We start from the raw sequence: 18,396 nt of genomic DNA, 5'->3' as shown, positions 1-18,396 counted from the left end.
GGTGGGGTCAGCCCATCCAGACGGTCTTCTGGTTGCAGAACTCCCGGATGCCGACCGCGCCCAGCTCGCGCCCGTAGCCGGACCGCCGCACCCCGCCGAACGGCAGCTCCGGGTACGAGGTCGTCATGCCGTTGATGAAGACCGCGCCGGCGACGAGCTCGTTCGCGAACAGCTCCTGCTCGGCCGGGTCGGTGGTCCACGCGTTCGAGCTGAGCCCGAACGAGGTCGCGTTGGCGATCTCGACGGCCCCGTCGAGGTCGGCCGCCCGGTAGAGGGTCGCGACCGGCCCGAACGTCTCCTCCAGGTACAGCCGCATGGCGGGGGTGACGTCGGCGACGACCGTCGGGGGGAAGAACCAGCCCGGCCCGTCCGGCGCCGTGCCGCCGCAGAGCACGGTCGCGCCCTTCGCGACGGCGTCGGCGAGCAGCTCCTCCAGGTCGGTCCGGCCCTGCTCGGTGGCGATCGGTCCGATGTCGGTGCCGTCCGCCAGCGGGTCGCCGACCCTCAACGCGGCCATCTTCGCGGCGAACAGGCCGGCGAACTCGTCGTAGACGGCGTCGTGGACGATGAACCGCTTGGCGGCGATGCAGGACTGGCCGTTGTTCTGGCAGCGGGCCGTCACGGCGACCGAGGCCGCCTTCTCCAGGTCAGCGGACGGCATGACGACGAACGCGTCGCTGCCGCCGAGCTCCAGCACGGTCTTCTTGATCTCGTCGCCGCAGATCGCCGCGACCGACTGGCCGGCGGGCTCGCTGCCCGTGACGGTGGCCGCGGCGACCCGCGGGTCACGCAGCACCGCCTCGACCTGCCGCGCGCTGATCAGCAGGGTCTGGAAGGCGCCCACCGGGAAGCCGGCCCGGGTGAACAGGTCCTCCAGGTAGAGCGCGCACTGCGGCACGTTGGACGAGTGCTTGAGCAGGCCGACGTTCCCGGCCATCAGCGCGGGCGCGGCGAAACGGGTGACCTGCCAGAGCGGGAAGTTCCACGGCATCACGGCGAGCACCGCGCCGATCGGCTGGTAGCGGGCGAACGCCCGGCGGGCGCCGACCACCGACGGGTCCTCCAGCGGCTCGTCGGCGAGGAACCCCTCGGCGTGCTCGGCGTAGAAGCGCATCGCCTTGGCGCACTTGGCGGCCTCGGCCGCCGCCGAGGCGACCGTCTTGCCCATCTCGCTCGTCATCGTGACGGCGATGTCGCGCCGCTCTGCGTCGAGCAGGTCGGCCGCCGCGCGCAGCTTGCCGGCACGCTCGGCGAACGTCGTGCGCCGGTAGCTCGCGAACGTCGTCGCCGCCCGGGCCAGCTTGGCCTCGATCTCGTCCGGGCCGAGCGGGTCGAAGGTCTTCAGGACGGCGCCGGTCGCTGGGTTGATGCTTTGGATCGCCATGCCACTCACTCCTTGACGGCCTAGATGCGGCGTCCACTACCCGGGGGGTTCACGACAAAGCAAGGTGGAGCGGGTCGTTCGAGGCGCGATCGGCGGCCTAGCCGTCCGCGAGCAGGGCGGGCGGCAGGCCGATGCTGCGGATCTCCAGGAAGCTCGCCAGCCCCTCCGGGCCCAGCTCCCGGCCCAGCCCAGACTGCTTGAAGCCGCCGAACGGCACCAGCGGGAACGGCGGGTAGGCACCGTTGATCGCGATGCTGCCGGTCCGGACCCGCTTCGCGACGGCGAGGCCGCGGGCCGGGTCGCCGGTCCACACGCCGCCGGACAGGCCGTACTGCGAGTCGTTCGCGATCCGCACCGCCTCGTCGACGTCGCCGTACGCGATGAAGCTCAGCACCGGGCCGAAGATCTCCTCGCGGGCGACCCGCATCCCGTTGTCGACGTCGCCGAGGATCGTCGGCGCGACGTACCAGCCCTTCGGCAGGTCGGCGGGACGCCCGCCGCCGGCCACCACCCGGGCACCGTCGGCGGCCGCGCCCTGGATGTAGCCCTCGACCCGGGTCCGCTGCCGCTCGGCGACCAGCGGGCCGACGACGACCGCCGGGTCGTGCGGGTCGCCCACCGGGATGGCCTCGGCCGTCGCACCGGCCGCGGCCAGTGCCTCGGCGTAGCGCGACCTGGGCACCAGCACCCGGGTGTGGGCACCGCAGACCTGGCCGGACAGGTGCATGCCGCCCTTCACGACGGCCGGGATGACCGTGGCCAGGTCCGCGTCGTCCAGCAGGATCGAGGCCGACTTGCCGCCGAGCTCCAGCGAGACCCGCTTCACCTGCTCGCCGCACAGGCTCATGATCCGCATGCCGGCGCCGGTCGAGCCGGTGAAGGCGACCTTGTCGACGCCCGGGTGCGTGACGAGGTGCTCGCCGACCTCCCGGCCGCCCGGCACGACGTTGACCACGCCGGGCGGGACACCGGCCTCGGCGCAGGCCTCGGCGAGGACGTAGTTGGACAGCGGGGCCTCGGGCGGCGGCTTGAGGACGACGGTGCAGCCGGCGGCGAGCGCCGGGGCGACCTTCCAGGCGGCCAGGGTGACCGGCGCGTTCCACGGCACGATGGCGGCGACCACGCCGACGGGCTCCGAGGTGACCAGGCCGCCCCGGGCGTCGACGCGGACGAGGCGCTCGAACTCGTAGCTTCTGATCAGCTCGGCGTAGTACTCGAAGACGGGGGCGACCAGGCCGGTCTGGGCCTGCGGTGCCTGGCTGATCGCGCAGCCCATCTCGTCGACGGTGATCCGGGCGATGTCATCGGAGTGCTTGCGCAGCGCGGCGGCCACCCGGTCGAGCACGTCGGCCCGCTCGGCCGGGCTCATCCGAGGCCACGGCCCGTCCTCGAACGCGGTCCGGGCCGCGGCGACCGCGCGGTCCAGGTCGGCCGTCGTGGCCAGCGGAACCGCGCCGACGGGCTCCTCGGTCGACGGCGAGATCACCGTGAACGGCTCCGGGCTCGCCGGCTCCGTCCACACGCCGTCGATGTAGAACGTCCGCCGGTACATCAGCTGGTCCGACACGTCGCCTCCCTGGCAGGTTCTCCCCCGGCGGACCGTAGCATCCGGAGCGAACGCTCGCTACCAACCCAGAACGTCGCAACCACGCCTTTCAGCCCCTGCCGCTGTTAAGTCTCGCGCCGACCGGCCACCGGCAATGAGCGTCTACTCACTTAGGGGGCAAGAAGAGGCGCGAACCAGGCCGATGATGATCGGCGGTTCGAACGGGCGGCAGCCGCGCCGCGACGCGGGTGGCGGTGTCAGTGCTGGGCGAACTGGGTGCTGGTCGTCTGGACCGCGCCGGGCGTCAGGTTCACCGTGCTGACGATCTGCTGGCCGTACAGGTCGGTGACCCGCACCGTGAAGGGGCCAGCGCCGAAGCCCTCGGACTCGAAGTAGTTGTACATCTGGCGCGCCACGGCGACCCACTGCCCGCCCCGCTGGATCTCCAGGGACACCACCGGGTTGCGGTGGTTACGGACCTGGAGGGAGACCCACCACTGGGAGGACTCCTTCTTGACCTGGAACTGGAGCGGGCCGATGTCGCCGGGGCTCACCAGCCGCCAGGTGACCTTGTCGAGCCCGCCCTGGGCCCCGCCCGCGATCCGGTCGAACGCCTGCTGGCTGAGGTCGAGGGCGCCGACGGGGCACTCCGGGCACCGGTCGACGACCTTCACGACCGTGGTGCCGCCCGGCCCCGTCACCTGGAGGTAGGCGCCGCAGGAGCGGGCGTTGTCGTAGTCCACCTCGTTCATCGCGACCACCTGCATGGCGGAGTCGCTGTCGCCGAGCAGGCAGTTGCCGTCGCCGCTGCCCGCGTCGTGCTCGGTGGCCCGGCCGGAGTAGACGACGCCGGGCCGGATCCGGCCCGCGGCCACCGGCGCGCGAGGCGCCGCGGGACTGCTGGTGGTCGGGGCGGCGCTGGGCGGGGCCAGCGACGGGGTCGGCGGCGGAGCGGTCGGGCTCGCCGCCGGGGTCGGCGTCGCGGTGGTGGGGCTCGCCGCGGGCGGGGTGGTCGAGGCCAACGCGTCCACGACCGCGAACCGGGTCGGGAAGGCGGCGGCAGCCACGGTCGGGGCTGGGTCGACCGTGCCCTCGCCAGCCGGCGAGCCGCAGCCCGCGAGGGCCAGGACGGCGACCGTGAGGGTGGCCGCGGCCAGCGTCATACGGCCGTTCGCGGCGCGGCGAAGCCAGGTCAGGGACACAGAGCACCCTCCTGGCCGGTACGGCGCGGCACTACCACTCGTCACCCGACGCTAACCGGTGTGGATCGCCGGCTGTCCGGCAGGGCGCAAACCTGGCAATCCATGGCGAAACGTTGGGCGCGGATCGACCTGTCGGTGACCTGCGGCCAGGCCGCCGGGGCGTCGACGGCAGCGCCGCCACCCTCGCCGCGGGAACAAATCACCCATTACCACCCGACCCCGTGCGCAGCGCGATTTAGTGGCGGGACACACGATGACCAGGCATGATCTGGAGGGCCTTCAGGGTGACACCCGGTCCTCGGGCGCGGGTCCGCCGCGGGCAACCAGCGATGCCCGGCGACGCGGATCCGAGTCATGACCCTCGGACGGATCTTCCCTCTGGAGGCGGCACATGCGGATCTCAGGCGGTTCCACCATCCGGACCACCGCGATCATCGCGGCCATGGTGGTCGGATTACCCGCGGCACTCACCGGCTGCGGGGTGTTACCCGGCTCCGCCTCGACGCAGACGAACACCTGCTCGACGGGGACGCCAGGGGTCACCGCGAACTCCGTCAAGCTCGGGTTCATCTTTCCCGACACCGGACCGGCCGAGATCGCCAACGTCTTCAAGGCCGCCCGTAGCGGCGCGGCGGCCCGCATCGACGCCCAGAACCGCGCGGGCGGCGTGTATGGCCGCCAGCTCGACCTGGACTGGGGCGACGACCGGTCCGACCCGCGGACCTTCGCACTGGTCGCGCACGACTTCGTCGACAACAAGAAGGTCTTCGGCCTGATCGCCAACACGATCGTGCTCGACGACTCGGCCGGCTGGCTCGCCGACCAGGACGTACCGGTGACCGGGACCGCCACCAGCGCGGCCTGGAGCGACCACCCCAACCTCTTTCACTCCGGCAGCCTGTTCAACAAGGGCGGGACCACGGTCTTCGGGGACTTCGTGAAGGCGCAGGGCGGCAAGCGGGCCCTGCTCGTCATCGACCCGAACGTGCCTACGTCCAGCAGCCTCGCGGCGCAGCTGGTGCCCAGCCTGGAAAGCCGGGGAATCCAGGTCGTCGGCGCCGTCACCTTCACCGAGGGAATCACCAACGCCGCCCGCGTCGCCGACCAGCTGAAGAAGTCCGGCGCGGACACGCTGGTCGGGGCCGCCCAGTCCGGCCCCTTCATCGACATCTACGCGGAGGCGAAAAAGCTCGGGGTCAAGCTGAACGTGGCCCTGAACTCCAGCGGGATCAGCACGGCCCTGCTCGCCCAGCGCGGCACCGACATGGCCGGGATGTCGGTAACCTCCCCGGTCGCCGCGAAGGGCTCCCCGGCGAGAAACGCCTACGAGAGCGCGATGAACACCTACGCCCCCGAGGTGGAGGACCCGTCGGACGAGCTCGCCATCGGCGGCTACGTGGCCGCCGACGAGATGATCGAGGGGCTGCGGCTCGCGGGGGCCTGCCCCACCCGCCAGTCCTTCATCACGAGCCTGCGCAGGGTGACGGCCTACTCGGCCAACGGGATGATCTCGCCCGTCGACCTCGCCCAGCCGAAGCAGCCGGAGCTGTGCCAGAACTTCATCAGCGTCGACCCCGCCGGCCGCACCTTCGTCCCCGTGCCGCCGCCCGCCGCGGTCGCCCGCGACGGCTACTGGTGCGGCAGCGTGCTGCAGTAGCGGCGCGCCCGGCCGGCGGGTCGGGTTCGCCGCCTGGCCAGAGGGGTAGCAGCGTCCCGTGACGATCGTTTCGCCAGCCGCCCCGACAGGCCCCGTCGCGTTCGTGATCGGCGGTGGCGGGGTGCTCGGCGCCGCCGAGGTCGGCATGCTCGGCGCGCTGCTGGAGGCCGGCTGCCGGCCCGACCTGATCGTCGGGACGTCGGTCGGGGCCATCAACGGCGCGGCCGTCGCCGCCGACCCGACGCCCGCGGCCATCGGGCGGCTGACCGAGCTGTGGTCCGACCTGGGCAGCTCCGACGTGTTCGCGGGCGGCCCGGCGAAGCGTCTCGCGACGGTCGTCCAGCACGGCTACCTGCACTCGAACGCACCGCTGCGCCGGCTGCTGCAGGACCATCTCGCCGCCACCTTCGAGGAGCTGCCGGTCCGCTTCCAGTGCGTCGCCGCCAGCATCGAGCGCGCGGCGGCCCGCTGGTTCGGCGCGGAGACTGCGGAGACGGCGGACGAGCCGGTGCCACTGGTCGACGCGGTGCTGGCCTCCTGTGCCGTGCCGGCCCTGCTCCCGGCGGTGAAGATCGGCGACGAGCACTACGTGGACGGCGGGCTGGTCGAGAGCACCCCGGTCGGTCGGGCGGTGGCCCTCGGCGCGCGGACGGTCTACGTGCTGCACGTCGGCCGGATCGAGCGGCCGCTGCGGCCGGGCCGCTGGCCGTGGGAGGCGGGGCTGGTCGCGTTCGAGATCGCCCGTCGCCGCGGGTTCACCGACGCGATGGCGGCCCTGCCCACGGGCGTGACGGTGCATGTCCTGCCGGTCGGCGACGGGAACGCGGCGCCGCTGCTCGGCCTGCGCTACCGGTCCGCCTCCGGGGTGCGCCGCCGGATCGAGCGGGCGCACCAGGCCACCGCCGCGTACCTGGAGCAGGCCGCGGCCGGCGTCCCCACCAGCCGGTCGAGCGGCGCCAGATGAAGGTGCCGCCCCGCGCCGTCCGCCGTCTCGTCATCGACCCGCTGTTCATCCCCTTCGCCGTCGCGGGGGCCGCGCTCGGCGCCGGGGTGACGCTGCTGGGACTGGTCGGCGCGCCGGTGGACCGGCGGCTGCGGCTGAGCCGGGTGGCCGCCCTCGCCGCGACCTACCTGCTCGCCGAGGCCGTCGTGATCGTCGCCGGTTTCGGGCTCTGGCTGGTCCAGCCGCTGGTGCGGTCGCGGTGGGACCGGGCGCACCTCGCGCTGCTGCGGGCGATGCTGGGGCTGCTGCGCTCGGCCGCTGGACGGCTGACGCGGTTCCGGATGGTCGTCCACGAGCCGCCGGCGGGGACGTTCGCGTGCGGCGGCGGCCCGGTCCTCGTGGCCAGCCGGCATGCCGGCGCCGGGGACTCGTTCGCGCTCGTCGACCTCGTGCTCAACCGCTACCGGCGCGCCCCTCGGGTCGTCGGGCTGGCGAGCCTCCAGCTCGACCCGGGGATCGACATCCTGCTCGGCCGGCTCGGGGCCTGCTTCGTGCGGACGGACGGCGCCGACGCCACGGCGACCGCCCGGGTGCACGCCCTCGCGGCCGGGCTGACCGGCCAGGACGCCCTGGTCATCTTCCCGGAGGGCGCGAACTTCACCGCCCTGCGTCGCCGCCGGGTCATCGTGGGCCTGCGCCGCCGCGGGCACAACGCGCGGGCGCGGGTCGCCGAGGACCTCATCCACGTGCTCCCGCCGCGGCCCGCCGGGGTGCTGGCCGTGCTGGACGCGGGCACCGTCGCCGGGACCGCCGTGGTAGCCCACACCGGGCTGGACGAGCTGGTCACGCCGGGCCAGATCTGGCGGGCGCTGCCGCTGGCCGAACCGATGCAGGTCCGCTGGTGGTGGTTCCCGGCCGAGAAGCTGCCCGCGCCGGGCACCGACCGCTCGGACTGGCTGACCATGCAGTGGGCGGTGGTGGACGCCTGGATCGACGCGCACCGCCCCGGCGCGCCCCAGCCGGACGAGCCGGCCCACCAGGCCTGACGCCCAGGGTCGTCAGCCGGCGTGGCAGCAGACCTCCAGCTCCATGCCGTCCGGGTCGCGGAAGAACAGCGACCATTCCGACCCGAGTCGCTGGATCTCGCCGATGTCCGCGCCGAGGTCGCGGAGCCGGTCGCGGGTGGCCTCCAGCGTCTCCAGCGAATCGACCGCCAGGCCGAAGTGGTCGACCGGGCCTCGCCCGCCCTGGCGGCGCCGGTCCCCGACGATGTCCTCGGCCGACACCTCGAAGACGTTGAGGGCGGCGCCCCCGCCGAGGTCGAGGATCACCATCCGGGGATGGCCCTCCTTCGCCGCCATCTCGAACGTCGTCTCGGCCCCGAACGCGTCGGTGTAGAACTTCACGATCCTGTCGACATCAGCGGTGAGTGTGGCGACGTGGTTGAACCCCGTGGTGAACGGCACCTGTGTCCTCGATTCGGATGACGCGACGGCTCCGATTGTTGACGGTAAGACCTCAAGTCGCCCTGAGGTCAACTTTCCGACCCGTGCGCCTTTCCGCGGGGGCGCGCCCGGCGGCGGGCGGCGGCGAACCTGGCGGCGAGCACCAGCGCGGCCGCCGCCGCGACCAGCGCGGGCACGAGTGAGGCCACCGCCGAACCGACCGGCTCGGACCGCGTCCGTTCGACGGCGTCGGCACCGGCCACGCCTGTCCGACCTGCCGGCGGAGTCAGCCCGTCCCGTGCGGCGGAGCCGGCCGCCGGCACGTACACGTACATCCGGACCCCGGCCCGGTTGACCGTCCGGATGCCGCCGGTCATCGACCCGCCGGGCGCCGGGTCGGCCCCCGTCGACTCGGCCCAGACGACGCCGTAGCGCTCCCCGGGCCGGGCGTCCGCCGGCACGGCGATGGTCACCCGGACCGTGACCGGGGAGCCCCGCGACGGCGCCACCGCGGCCCGGTCGAGCGTCGTCCAGCTGGACAGGTCGTTCGCGGTCCGCCCCGGCGCGAACTCGAAGTCCCCGCCGGCGACCCCGGCGGCGGCCGGGTACACGGACAGCGGCAGGCGCTCGGCGTCGTCGGCGAACACCTGGACCACGCGAGTCAGGACGGTCCCGGGCCGGACGTCCTCGACGATGTACTGCGCCGACCGCGGGTCGCCGACCCCGGTGCCGGCCCTCGTGAGCGCGGGCAGCGGCTCGATCCCGAACGACGGCGGCTGACCGGCCGGCTCCGCGCCCGCGGTCGGGACGCCCGTCCTGGTATTCGGTGTGGCGGCTGTCGCCGGGCCGGCCACCGTGCCGGCGAGCACGGCGCCCGCGACCAGGGCAAGGAGGCTGCGGCGAACGGTGCGCCGCTCCCGCGACACCTGACGGGCCGTTGTCCAGGGTCCTTGTGCCATGCCCACCACCTCCAGTAACAATCTGAAGTCATCGGTAGACGAAGCGTGAAGACGACGCGCCGCCAAGCCCGGACTTTCCCGGGGCGACCGGACTTTCCCGGGGCGAGAAGCGCGGTTCGCAACGGAGGGCTGGACGACAGTGCGGACGGTCAGCAGGCCGACCCGGCCGGGCGGCGCGGGCCGGCGCGGCTCTCCGGCAGCGTTCGCCGTGGCCGGGGCGCTGCTCGCCCTCGCCCTGTCGGTGGGCGTGCCGGCGCGGGCCGCGGTGAGCATCACCGCCCCGGCGACCGGGTCGTTGGGCTCCCGGCCGACCGGCGGCGGCACCCTGACCGTGCAGCTTGGGACGGTGACGGTGACGAACACTGCCCTGATCGGGTCGTGGACGGCGACCGTCTCCTCTACCAACTGCACCACCGGGGGCGCCACCGCGAACGAGACCATTTCCAACGCCGCGCTGAGCTACTGGTCGGGCCCCGCGACCGCCACGACCGGGTCCATCTCGCTCTCGACCCCTGGCCAGGCGACCTCCGCGCAGGCGCAGTCACTGAGCACGTCGCGCACGGCCTTCTCCGCGACGACCATCTCGCTGCTCGTCGGCACGCTGTCCTGGGCACCGACGCTGTCGGTGACGGTCCCCGCGGCGGCCGTCGCCGGGGCATATACCTGCACGCTGACCCACTCGGTCGCCTGAATTTCAGCCTCGCGCCGCCGGTCGTCGGCGGCTCTACAGCGCGAAACCGCAGGTAGGCGCCCCGGCCAAAGAAATGGCGCGGCGCCCTGGCGCGCGGATTCTTTTCTCGGCCGGTGTCGGTCGAATAGCACCGATCTCCTCGGGTATGCAGGACGTGATCGTCTCCAGCCCGGAGGCACGGCCGAAGGGAGCACACGATGGGCATCGGTGCCGGCATCTTCCTCATCGCGGTCGGCGCGATCCTCACGTTCGCCGTCAACGTCTCGATCTCCGGTCTCGACATCGCCGTGATCGGAGTCGTGCTGATGCTGGCGGGCGCCGCCGGAATCATTCTCGACCTCTTCCTGTTCGCCCCGCGCCGGCGGCAGCGCGTCGTCTACCAGGACAACGCGCCGGTCGCCTACCCGGACCAGGAGTCCGATGTCCAGGTCTACGACAACGTGCCGGTGAACCGCGCCGCGCGGTTCCGCCGCCGGGTGACCACCACGAACTACCGCCCGATGCCGTGAGCCGGCCGCACCGCCTGGACCGGCTCACCTCGCCCGATCGGGCTCAACCTCATTGAATCGGTGTACGGTCGGATACCAGGTGATCGACGGGCATGCAGGTGAGCGACAGGCTCGGCGGCGCGCCAACCAACCTGGGGGACGCGCAGTGACCGCCCGAGCGAGCAGCTGCGCCGGTGGTCCCCGCACGGGGGCGAGCGAGGTCTAGGGACGGTGGGGAGCTCGGCGGCCGCGGACGGAGAGATCCTCGTCGATGTCTGCATCGACGCGGACAGCGACGCGAGAGCCGTGTCGCGCTCCCGGCGACTGGTCGCGGCGACGCTGTCCGGCGCCGAGCCGTCGCTGCGCGCACTGCAGACGGACGTCACCCTGGTCGCCGGCGAGCTCCTGACGAACGCGCTGCTGCACGGCGCGGCGCCGGTCACCCTGCGGCTGCTGACGGCCCACGGCGGGCTACGGCTGGAGGTCGCGGACGCGAGCCCGGTAGCCCCACTGCGCGGACGCGCGGGCGCCGAGTCCCTGACCGGGCGCGGAATCCTGATCCTGGACCAGGTGGCGACCCGCTGGGGCACCACCGCCGAGGGCGGCGGGAAGGTCATCTGGGCCGAGTTCGCCGCCGCCGGAGCCGCCGCGGCGCCCAGACGGGGCTACCGCGACGACGGCGCGGCCGAACTGGGCCCGACGCCGGTCGACCAGGTGCCTGAGCCGGCCGGCGCCCGGATCGACGCCGCCGACCCGGCGCGGGCGCGGGCCGAGGGGCGCCCGCCGCAACGCTTCCGCGTCCGGCTCGGCGACGTACCGACCGACCTGCTGCTGGCCGCCAAGGGCCACGTCGACAACCTCGTCCGCGAGTTCACCCTGGCTTCCCGCGGGGCGGCCAGCGGCGAGACCGCGGCCGTCTCGCCGCGGCTGACGGAGCTGATCTCCGTGGTCGCCACCACGTTCGTCGAGCCGCGCCAGGCGATCCGCCGCCAGGCGCTGACCGCCGCCGCGTCGGGCCGGCCACGTACCTCCCTGGAGCTGGTGCTGCCGGTGTCCGCGGCCGACGCGGCCGAGGAGTACCTGGCCGCGATCGACCGGGCGGACGAGTACGCCCGCGCCGCCCGGCTGCTGACCGTGGAGACCCCGCCGACCCACCGGGCCTTCCGCCACTGGTACATCTCCTCACTCGTCACCCAGCTGCGCGCCGCCGGCCGGGGCGAGCAGCCGCCCGTGACGCCCACCTTCGAGGAGTTCCTGCTCGGCGCCCTGACGGAGGCCTCCGCCGCCCGGCGGGCCGCCGAGCGGGGCTCCAGCCTGCAGGTGGTCACCGCGGCGCTCGCGTCGACGACGCGGCCGGAGCAGGTCGCCGAGGTGGTCTTGGCCGAGGGCGTCGCCGCGCTCGGCGCGAGCGGCGGCAGCCTGCTGGTGCCGCAGGGCCCCGAGCTGCTCGCCGTGCCAGGCGCCGTCGGCTACCCGCAGGAGCTGGTGGCCCAGCTGCGCGCCGAGCGGCGGGACGCCGCGCTGCCGGCCGCCGAGGCGATCCGCGAGGGCGAGGCGGTCTGGCTGGAGTCCGTCCACGAGACGCGGGACCGCTTCCCCCTGCTGCGCGAGCTGGAGCCGGGCACCGTGTCGCTGTGCGCGCTGCCGCTGTCCGCCGGCGGCGAGGTGCTCGGCGCGTTGCGGTTCTCCTTCGACTACCCGCGCCTGTTCGGCCCGCAGGACCGGCTGTTCGCCGAGACGCTCGCCGCGCAGTGCGCGCTGGCGCTGGAGCGGGCCAGGCTGTTCGCCGCCGAGCGGGCGGCCCGGGCCAGGATGAGCTTCCTCGCGACGGCGACCGAGCGGCTGACCGCCCGGCTCGACGAGGACGAGACGCTGCGCCAGCTGGTCCGGCTCGTCGTCCCCGACCTCGCCGACTACGCCGCGGTGTACCTGCACGAACCGGACAAGGAAGCGTGGCTGGCTGCCGAGACGGGCTCTGGCGCCGGGGGCGACGAGCCCCGGCCGCTGGACCCGCGTCAGACCCCGGCGATGCGCCTCGTGGCCCGGCGCGGCACGTCCTTCGGCGGGCCGGCCACCACGTCTCCCCCGTCGGCTCCCCTGTCGGCCCAGCCGTTCGCGCTTACCGGCGAGCTCGCCGCCGTGCCCTCGGCCGCACCGCCTGGTGTGCTCGCCGTCCCGCTGCGGATCGGTGGCGCCACGGTCGCCGTGCTCGGACTGCGCCGGTCGGCGGGGTTCCCGGCGGACGACGTGAGCCTGGTGGGCGACGTCGCCGACCGGGCCTCGGTGGCGCTCGCGCACGCCCGCCAGTATCAGCAGGAACGCCAGACCGCGCTGACGTTGCAGCGCATCCTGCTGCCCCAGCGGCTGCCGCGGGTCGACGGCGTCGAGTTCGCCTGGCGTTACCTGCCGGCCGGCGCCGGCTCGCTCGTCGGCGGCGACTGGTACGACGTGCTGACCCCGGAGGACGGCACGATCGCCCTGGTGATCGGCGACGTGATGGGGCGTGGCATCCAGGCGGCGGCGACGATGGGCCAGCTGCGGGCGTTCGCCCGGGCGAACGCGGCCGCCGGACTGCCGGCCGAGACGGTCCTCGTGCAGCTGGACGCGGCGGTGAGCCGGCTCGAACAGGAGCAGATCACCACCGTGGCGATGGCGGTCCTCGATCCCGTGGCCCGCGAGCTGCGCGTCGCCTCGGCCGGCCATCTGCCGCCCCTGGTGGTGCCCCCGCACGGCGGCGAGCCGAGTTTCGTGACGGTCGAGCCAGGGCCGCCGCTGGGCGCCGGGGCCGCTGGCACGAGCTACTCCGAGACGGTGGTGCCGTTCGCCGCGGGCAGCATCCTGCTGCTGTACACCGACGGCCTGGTCGAGGACCGGGACCGCTCGGTCGACGACGGGATGGCCCTGCTGCGCGGCGCCGCCGCCGGAGCGACCGGGCCCGAGGACCTGTGCGAACGGGCGCTCGCCGCCCTGGCCCGAGGCAGCCACGACGACGACACCGCCCTGCTCGCGGTCTCCCTCACCGCCTGACCCCCGGGCGGGCACCCGTCATCGGGCCTGGGTCAGGTCGAGGAACACCGCGGCGGTGGGCGCGAAGTCGGGCGCGCCGTGGCCGCCACCGTCGAGGGGCGAGTAGTACTCGTAGGGCCGCCCGGAGCCGGCGACCATCCCGATGGTCTCGGCCCGCAGCCTCCGCGCCTCGGAGACGTGCCCCGATCGGTTCAGCCCGTCTACGAGCAGCCAGTTCACCATCGGCCAAACCGGTCCGCGCCAGTAGCGGGCCGGGTCGAACTCGGGAGCGTCGAGGGGCAGGCTGGCCGGCCCGTACCGCCCGGCCCAGCGCGGTCCGAAGAGCTGCCCGGCGAGCCGCCCGGCCTGCTCGGGCGCCAGGGTGCCGGCGTAATCAGCTCGCCGACCCGGGCCACCGCCTCGGCGACCAGTGGCGGCTGAGTGACGCCACTGGTCTCCGGCGCCGGAGGATTCTCGACCTCGCTGCGCACCCGCCACAGTCCCGCGTCCGCGTGGTAAGGCTCGCCCTGCGCCGGACAGAACCTGATGTGCGGCAGCATTCCGTTCGGCCACTGCCCGGCGAACAGTGACATCACCTCGTCGACGGCGCGCTCGACGTCCACATGACGCAGGCCAATGGCGACGAAACAGCTGTCCCAGAGCCACTGATGCGGGTAAAGGCGCGCGGAGGGCCGGGTGAATCCCCCGCTGTCGTTGGTGCGTAGCACCTCGAGCGCGCGGGACCGCGCGGCCTCGACCTGCGGCGGGCTCGTGGTCGGTGCGGACGTCCCGCCCGGTGAGGACGAGTCCTGCGTCGTTGTCACGTGCCGCCCCTTCGCAGATTCACCCCGCCTGAGGGGTTCGTCCCCGAAAGACCGGCGGCGCACACCCACCCAGACCCGGCCAACCCGCGCACCGCACCCGACCAGGACGTCCGCGCGGCGGGACGGTCACCCCTCGGGGTGGAGCCCACCGGTCCTGTTTTCACCTGAGGGAGATTCCAGAGTTTGTCCCCCAAAGTCCCGGGTACCGGTGCGGACGTAACGGGCGAACGTGACAGGCAGGCAGCGATCGTACGGAGGAAACGCCGTGTCGGCATTGGGATGGATTATTCTGGCTCTCTGTGTGATTGCGCTGGCGGTTCTCGCCGTCGTATTCGTGCACCGGCTCGCCCAGCGCGGCGGCGGAACGCACGCGCTGCGCCGCAGATTCGGCCCGGAATACGACCGCGCGGTGGAACAGACCGGTGACCGGCAGACGGCCGAGCGCAGGCTCGCCGAAATCGCGCGCCGCCGTGATGGCCTCGAAATCCGCCCGCTCGACGAGAACGAGCGCGCGGACTACACGGCCCGCTGGGACGAGCTGCAGGCCTTCTTCGTCGACGACCCGACTGCGGCCACCCGGCAGGCGGACCAGCTCATCACCGAGGTCATGCGCACCCGCGGCTACCCCGTCGAGAGCTTCGACGAGCGCGCCGAACTGTTGGCCGCCGACCGTCCCGCCGTCGTCGGGCCGTACCGGCAGGCCAACGACGAGGCGGCCAGCGAGGGCGACGGCGAGGGCACCGAGCACCTGCGGGCCGCCTTCGTCCACTACCGCGAGCCGTTCAGCTGGCTCGTGGACGGTGCCGCCAAGCCGGCGGCGACCGAGAGCTCGAACCGCCCGGCGGCCCTGGCCTGACCGGACCGCCGCGCCGTCTGGGGCCGGGGCGCCAAGTCCCGGCCACGGCCCGGCCGACCGAATTTCCTATCCCGAGCACAAGGAGAAGACGCCATGAGCCTGTCGGACCGCCTGCACCTGAGGGACGAGGCCGAGTCGCACGAGACCGAGTCGCCGCTCCAGCCCACCGGCGAGGACGCCGGCGCGGAGCCGCCGTTCACCTACCCGGCCCGGACGGCCGAGCACAAGCCGGCTTCGCAGACCGCGGACGTCGACACCGACGAGACCCCCGACAGCCGGGTGGACGAGCCGGAGGCCACCGCTCTGGACGACAAGGCCCTGGACGACAAGGCGCTGGACGACAAGGCCTTGGACGACTGGGCATTGAACGACAAGGGGCTGGGCGACGAGGCTCTGGACGAGACCCCGGCCGACGAGAACGCGGCCGCCAAGCCGTTCGGCGAGCCCGTGGCCGTCACCCCCGCCGCGCCCTTCGACGAGCCCGTGATCGTCAACTCGTCGGACGACGAGGCGTCGGCGGTCCCGCCGGCGGATGAGCCCGTCGCCGCCGCGGCCCCGGTGGACGAGGCCGTCGTCCCGAGCGACACCTACGGCGACGAGCACGTCGACCCGGTCGACGAGGCGGAGCCGGTCGACGCGGAGGCTTCGACGCCGCCGGTCGGCCTCGGCGCCGCCACCGAGGACGGCCGGGTGGACGAGCCTGTCGCGGACGACTTCGTCGCCGACCCCCCGGACGGCCCGGCCGTCGCGGCGGACGCCTCGGCCACCGGCGCGGACGCGGGTACGGACACCGGTACGGACGCCGGTACGGACGGACCCGAGCAGCCCGCTGCCGGTGCGAAGGAGCAGCCCGGCGACTGGCGGCAGGTGCTGATGGAGTTCGTGGATCACCCTCGCGAGGCGGTCGAGAAGGCCGACCAGCTCGTCGAGGACGCCGTGCGGGCGCTGACCGAGCAGATCAACCGCGAGCACACCGGGCTGCGCGACGCGTGGCGCACGCACGGAGAGCCCTCCACCGAAGACCTCCGCAAGGCTCTGCGCGGCTACCGCGACTTCTTCGAGAAGGTCCTCAGCAACCGCTGACATCCCCGCCGAACCAGCCCTGTCGCCGAACGATTCCTGTCGCCCCGTATCACGGCCGGGACCCGACCACCGGGTCCGCATGGCCGGGATGCGGGGCGATCGGCGTGTGGGGCCGCCGTCACCAGCGCTGTCATACCCAATGCCGGTCCCGCCAGGGCCCACCCGTCTCGTCCCGGTGCTTGATCGCCGTTTCGGCCCTCGGGTGGTTGTGATCGAGCCCGGATTACGACCGTCCGAGGGCCGAAACGGCGATCATGACGGCGCCGGACCGGACCGGGCCGGGCCATGCTTTCCGCTGAGGCGGCATTGGTTCCTGAACGCCAGAAGCGACATCAGAGGGCGAGCTGCGCGGCGAGGGCGGCGCGGTCGAGCTTGTGGACGGCGGTCAGTGGCAGCGACGCGACGATCCGGACGTCCTCGGGAAGCTTGTAACGGGCCAGGACCGGGGCGAGATGGGCGCGCAGGTCCGCCAGGGTCGGAGGCGCCGCGCCGTCGCGCAGGACGACGACAGCGACGCCGATCTCGCCCATCACCGGGTCGAGGCGCGGGATGACGGCGCACTGAGCGACGGCCGGATGAGTGCCGAGCGCGGCCTCGACCTCCGCCGGGTAGACGTTGTAGCCGCCGCGGATGAACATCTCCTTGCGCCGCCCGACCAGCCGGACGAGACCGCGCTCGTCGCGCCGGCCGAGGTCGCCGGTGCGGACCCAGCCGTCGACCAGGGTGGCCGCGGTCGTCGCCGGGTCCCGCCAGTAGCCGGCGAAGGCGCTCGGGGTGCGCAGCCACAGCTCGCCGATCTCGCCGTCGGGTGCCCCCCGGCCGTCGTCGTCCCGGATCTCGCACTCGATGCCGGGCCGCGGCCGGCCGATCGTGAACAGCGCCTCGTCGTCGTCTGCGTCCGGTGCGGTGCCGAGCCCGCAGCCACCGGATTCGGTGGACGAGTACCGGACGCTGTACGGGGCGCGCAGCCGGCGGCGGGCCTCCTCGACGAGCGCCGGAGGGGACGCGGCGGCCCCGGCGACGATCAGCTTGACGGCGCTGAGGTCGAACGTGTCGAAGTCAGGCACCCGCAGCAGCAGCGCAAGCTGCGGAGCGACGGCGTTGACGGTCGTCATCCTGTGCTCGGCCAGCAGGGCGAGGGTGTCCCGGGCCCGCCAGCGGCCCTGGATGAGCATCCGCAGGCCGCGGCGCAGGTACCAGGGCAGCTTCGTCATGAACCCGACGTGGGCGAACTGGGTGGCGGCCAGCGCCGGCTCGCCCGGCCGGTCCGCCCAGGCGCCGCCGGTGTCGATCTCAGTGACGGCCCGCAGCTGGCGTTCGGTGAAGACCGCGGCCTTCGGCGTCCCGGTCGTGCCCGAGGTGAACACGATCGCGACCGGTCGGTTGGCGTCCGCGGGCAACGGGGCGGGCGGGGTCGCCGTGCCCGCGGCCAGCAGCCTGGCGCCGGCCGCGGCCAGCTCGTCGACCTCGGCCGGGTCGGTGAGGACCAGGCGCGGGTCCGCGAGCTCGGTGAGCCGGTCCTGCTCCGGCGCCGCGAGCACCGGGTTCACCCCGGCGGTCACGGCGGCGAGCTTGGCCGCGGCGGCGTAGGCGAGGACGTAGCGGCTGGTCGACGGAAGCCGCAGCACCAACCGGCCCCCCGGCCCCAGGCCGCGGGCCGCGAGCCCCACCGCGACCGCGTCCGACCCGTCGTCCAGGCCGGCGAACGACAGCGGCGTCCCGTCCGGGTCGACGAACGCCGTCGCGGCGCCGAACCGTCGCGCCGCCGCCCGTACCGTGTCCGCGAGCATGACCCGAAATGTATCCAATATGCCCTCACGACACCCGAACCGCCGCGACGATCTTGAAGGTACGCCCAGGTCCAGCAGGTTCGTCCGGTCGAGGGTGCTCCTCCTCCCCCCACCCGGGCATATGCGGTTTGATAAGGCGACGCCACGCGAGGAGCACCCTGAAGGAGGCAGATCATGAAGGTCGTCGTCGACTTCGACGTCTGTGAGAGCAATGCGATCTGTGTCGGACTCGTCCCGTCAGTTTTCGAGCTGGACGACAACGAGTACCTCTCCGTCGAAGAGGAGCCCGACGAGTCGCTGCGGCCGGACATCGAGAAGGCCGTGCGGGCCTGCCCGAAGCAGGCCATCAAGATCGTCGACTAGCTCTTCCCTCGCCGCCGCCGCCCGGGGGCGGCCGGGGGAGGGGGGGCGGCGGGGCGGGCGGCGCCGACCCGCCCCGGGGGGGGGGCCCCGGCGCGGGGCCGGGCACCGGCCGGCCGGGCGCCGGCACGGGCCGGCCAGGGCCCGGCTGGTAGCCGGGAC

General features: G+C 73.8%; 16 protein-coding genes and 1 pseudogene. 9 read left to right on the top strand and 8 right to left on the bottom strand.

Going from position 1 to position 18,396, the window contains the following annotated elements; genetic code table 11:
* Positions 1-7: 7 nt before the first annotated feature.
* The 3 genes from I6A60_RS30330 to I6A60_RS30320 all read right to left on the bottom strand — a co-directional run bounded on the left by I6A60_RS30330 (position 8) and on the right by I6A60_RS30320 (position 4,132).
* Positions 8-1,384, bottom strand: coding sequence for an NADP-dependent succinic semialdehyde dehydrogenase (locus tag I6A60_RS30330; protein ID WP_203022687.1), 1,377 nt, complete (start codon positions 1,382-1,384; stop codon positions 8-10).
* 97 nt (positions 1,385-1,481) lie between these two features.
* Positions 1,482-2,951, bottom strand: coding sequence for an aldehyde dehydrogenase (locus tag I6A60_RS30325; RefSeq protein WP_203022686.1), 1,470 nt, complete (start codon positions 2,949-2,951; stop codon positions 1,482-1,484).
* A gap of 236 nt (positions 2,952-3,187) precedes the next feature.
* Positions 3,188-4,132, bottom strand: coding sequence for an expansin EXLX1 family cellulose-binding protein (locus I6A60_RS30320; RefSeq protein WP_203022685.1), 945 nt, complete (start codon positions 4,130-4,132; stop codon positions 3,188-3,190).
* Positions 4,133-4,523: 391 nt separating this feature from the next.
* Here I6A60_RS30320 and I6A60_RS30315 point away from each other — a divergent pair, with 391 nt between their 5' ends.
* From I6A60_RS30315 to I6A60_RS30305, 3 genes are read left to right on the top strand one after another with little or no spacing between them, the layout of a single operon-like run.
* The gene (locus I6A60_RS30315) at positions 4,524-5,789 is read left to right on the top strand and encodes an ABC transporter substrate-binding protein (RefSeq protein WP_203022684.1); all 1,266 of its coding nucleotides are present in this window, start codon (positions 4,524-4,526) and stop codon (positions 5,787-5,789) included.
* A 58-nt stretch (positions 5,790-5,847) separates the two neighbouring features.
* Positions 5,848-6,753 carry a patatin-like phospholipase family protein gene (locus I6A60_RS30310; RefSeq protein ID WP_203022683.1) on the top strand — a complete coding sequence of 302 codons (906 nt, stop codon included), beginning with the start codon at positions 5,848-5,850 and terminating at the stop codon, positions 6,751-6,753.
* Positions 6,750-7,778 (top strand): 1-acyl-sn-glycerol-3-phosphate acyltransferase, encoded by a 1,029-nt coding sequence (locus I6A60_RS30305; RefSeq protein WP_203022682.1) that lies wholly within the window; start codon positions 6,750-6,752, stop codon positions 7,776-7,778. Before I6A60_RS30310 ends, I6A60_RS30305 begins: the two co-directional genes overlap by 4 nt.
* A 12-nt stretch (positions 7,779-7,790) precedes the next feature.
* On the opposite strand, the gene I6A60_RS30300 is transcribed toward I6A60_RS30305, so the two are convergent.
* The gene (locus I6A60_RS30300; protein ID WP_203022681.1) at positions 7,791-8,198 is read right to left on the bottom strand and encodes a VOC family protein; all 408 of its coding nucleotides are present in this window, start codon (positions 8,196-8,198) and stop codon (positions 7,791-7,793) included.
* Between the two features lie 68 nt (positions 8,199-8,266).
* Positions 8,267-9,136 (bottom strand): hypothetical protein, encoded by an 870-nt coding sequence (locus tag I6A60_RS30295; protein WP_203022680.1) that lies wholly within the window; start codon positions 9,134-9,136, stop codon positions 8,267-8,269.
* A gap of 139 nt (positions 9,137-9,275) precedes the next feature.
* Between I6A60_RS30295 and I6A60_RS30290 the strand changes: the two genes are divergently transcribed.
* The 3 genes from I6A60_RS30290 to I6A60_RS43745 all read left to right on the top strand — a co-directional run bounded on the left by I6A60_RS30290 (position 9,276) and on the right by I6A60_RS43745 (position 13,342).
* Positions 9,276-9,827 carry a hypothetical protein gene (locus I6A60_RS30290; protein ID WP_203022679.1) on the top strand — a complete coding sequence of 184 codons (552 nt, stop codon included), beginning with the start codon at positions 9,276-9,278 and terminating at the stop codon, positions 9,825-9,827.
* A 197-nt stretch (positions 9,828-10,024) separates the two neighbouring features.
* The gene (locus I6A60_RS30285; protein WP_203022678.1) at positions 10,025-10,336 is read left to right on the top strand and encodes a DUF6458 family protein; all 312 of its coding nucleotides are present in this window, start codon (positions 10,025-10,027) and stop codon (positions 10,334-10,336) included.
* 210 nt (positions 10,337-10,546) lie between these two features.
* Complete coding sequence (locus I6A60_RS43745) at positions 10,547-13,342, top strand: SpoIIE family protein phosphatase (protein WP_203022677.1); 2,796 nt, start codon at positions 10,547-10,549, stop codon at positions 13,340-13,342.
* Positions 13,343-13,360: 18 nt separating this feature from the next.
* Here the strand turns inward: I6A60_RS43745 and I6A60_RS44230 are convergent, their stop codons facing one another.
* Together I6A60_RS44230 and I6A60_RS44225 are read right to left on the bottom strand one after the other, a co-directional pair.
* Positions 13,361-13,819 carry a hypothetical protein gene (locus tag I6A60_RS44230; protein ID WP_374210295.1) on the bottom strand — a complete coding sequence of 153 codons (459 nt, stop codon included), beginning with the start codon at positions 13,817-13,819 and terminating at the stop codon, positions 13,361-13,363.
* Positions 13,786-13,944 (bottom strand): annotated as a pseudogene (locus tag I6A60_RS44225) (glycoside hydrolase); the annotation flags it as partial. The pseudogene I6A60_RS44225 and the gene I6A60_RS44230, both read right to left, overlap by 34 nt.
* A gap of 502 nt (positions 13,945-14,446) precedes the next feature.
* On the opposite strand from I6A60_RS44225, the gene I6A60_RS30265 reads away from it, so the two are divergent.
* Together I6A60_RS30265 and I6A60_RS30260 are read left to right on the top strand one after the other, a co-directional pair.
* Complete coding sequence (locus I6A60_RS30265; RefSeq protein ID WP_307873941.1) at positions 14,447-15,001, top strand: hypothetical protein; 555 nt, start codon at positions 14,447-14,449, stop codon at positions 14,999-15,001.
* Between the two features lie 93 nt (positions 15,002-15,094).
* Positions 15,095-16,084 carry a hypothetical protein gene (locus I6A60_RS30260; RefSeq protein ID WP_203022673.1) on the top strand — a complete coding sequence of 330 codons (990 nt, stop codon included), beginning with the start codon at positions 15,095-15,097 and terminating at the stop codon, positions 16,082-16,084.
* 332 nt (positions 16,085-16,416) lie between these two features.
* On the opposite strand, the gene I6A60_RS30255 is transcribed toward I6A60_RS30260, so the two are convergent.
* Positions 16,417-17,874: a class I adenylate-forming enzyme family protein gene (locus tag I6A60_RS30255; RefSeq protein WP_203022672.1), complete on the bottom strand. Its 1,458-nt coding sequence runs from the start codon at positions 17,872-17,874 to the stop codon at positions 16,417-16,419.
* 174 nt (positions 17,875-18,048) lie between these two features.
* On the opposite strand from I6A60_RS30255, the gene I6A60_RS30250 reads away from it, so the two are divergent.
* The gene (locus I6A60_RS30250; protein ID WP_013425114.1) at positions 18,049-18,237 is read left to right on the top strand and encodes a ferredoxin; all 189 of its coding nucleotides are present in this window, start codon (positions 18,049-18,051) and stop codon (positions 18,235-18,237) included.
* Positions 18,238-18,396 lie beyond the last annotated feature (159 nt).

This window comes from Frankia sp. AgB1.9 (assembly GCF_016786355.1).
Lineage (GTDB): Bacteria > Actinomycetota > Actinomycetes > Frankiales > Frankiaceae > Pseudofrankia.
Note: the sequence above shows the minus strand (reverse complement) of the source record. Positions and strands in the feature narration are given on the sequence as shown.

What these genes read in the sequence shown, in the direction of transcription:
- I6A60_RS30330 (WP_203022687.1), bottom strand. Translation starts at nt 1,384, where the DNA reads ATGGCGATCCAAAGCATCAACCCAGCGACCGGCGCCGTCCTGAAGACC.
- I6A60_RS30315 (WP_203022684.1), top strand. Translation starts at nt 4,524, where the DNA reads ATGCGGATCTCAGGCGGTTCCACCATCCGGACCACCGCGATCATCGCG.
- I6A60_RS30305 (WP_203022682.1), top strand. Translation starts at nt 6,750, where the DNA reads ATGAAGGTGCCGCCCCGCGCCGTCCGCCGTCTCGTCATCGACCCGCTG.
- I6A60_RS30295 (WP_203022680.1), bottom strand. Translation starts at nt 9,136, where the DNA reads ATGGCACAAGGACCCTGGACAACGGCCCGTCAGGTGTCGCGGGAGCGG.
- I6A60_RS30285 (WP_203022678.1), top strand. Translation starts at nt 10,025, where the DNA reads ATGGGCATCGGTGCCGGCATCTTCCTCATCGCGGTCGGCGCGATCCTC.
- I6A60_RS30260 (WP_203022673.1), top strand. Translation starts at nt 15,095, where the DNA reads ATGAGCCTGTCGGACCGCCTGCACCTGAGGGACGAGGCCGAGTCGCAC.
- I6A60_RS30255 (WP_203022672.1), bottom strand. Translation starts at nt 17,874, where the DNA reads ATGCTCGCGGACACGGTACGGGCGGCGGCGCGACGGTTCGGCGCCGCG.
- I6A60_RS30250 (WP_013425114.1), top strand. Translation starts at nt 18,049, where the DNA reads ATGAAGGTCGTCGTCGACTTCGACGTCTGTGAGAGCAATGCGATCTGT.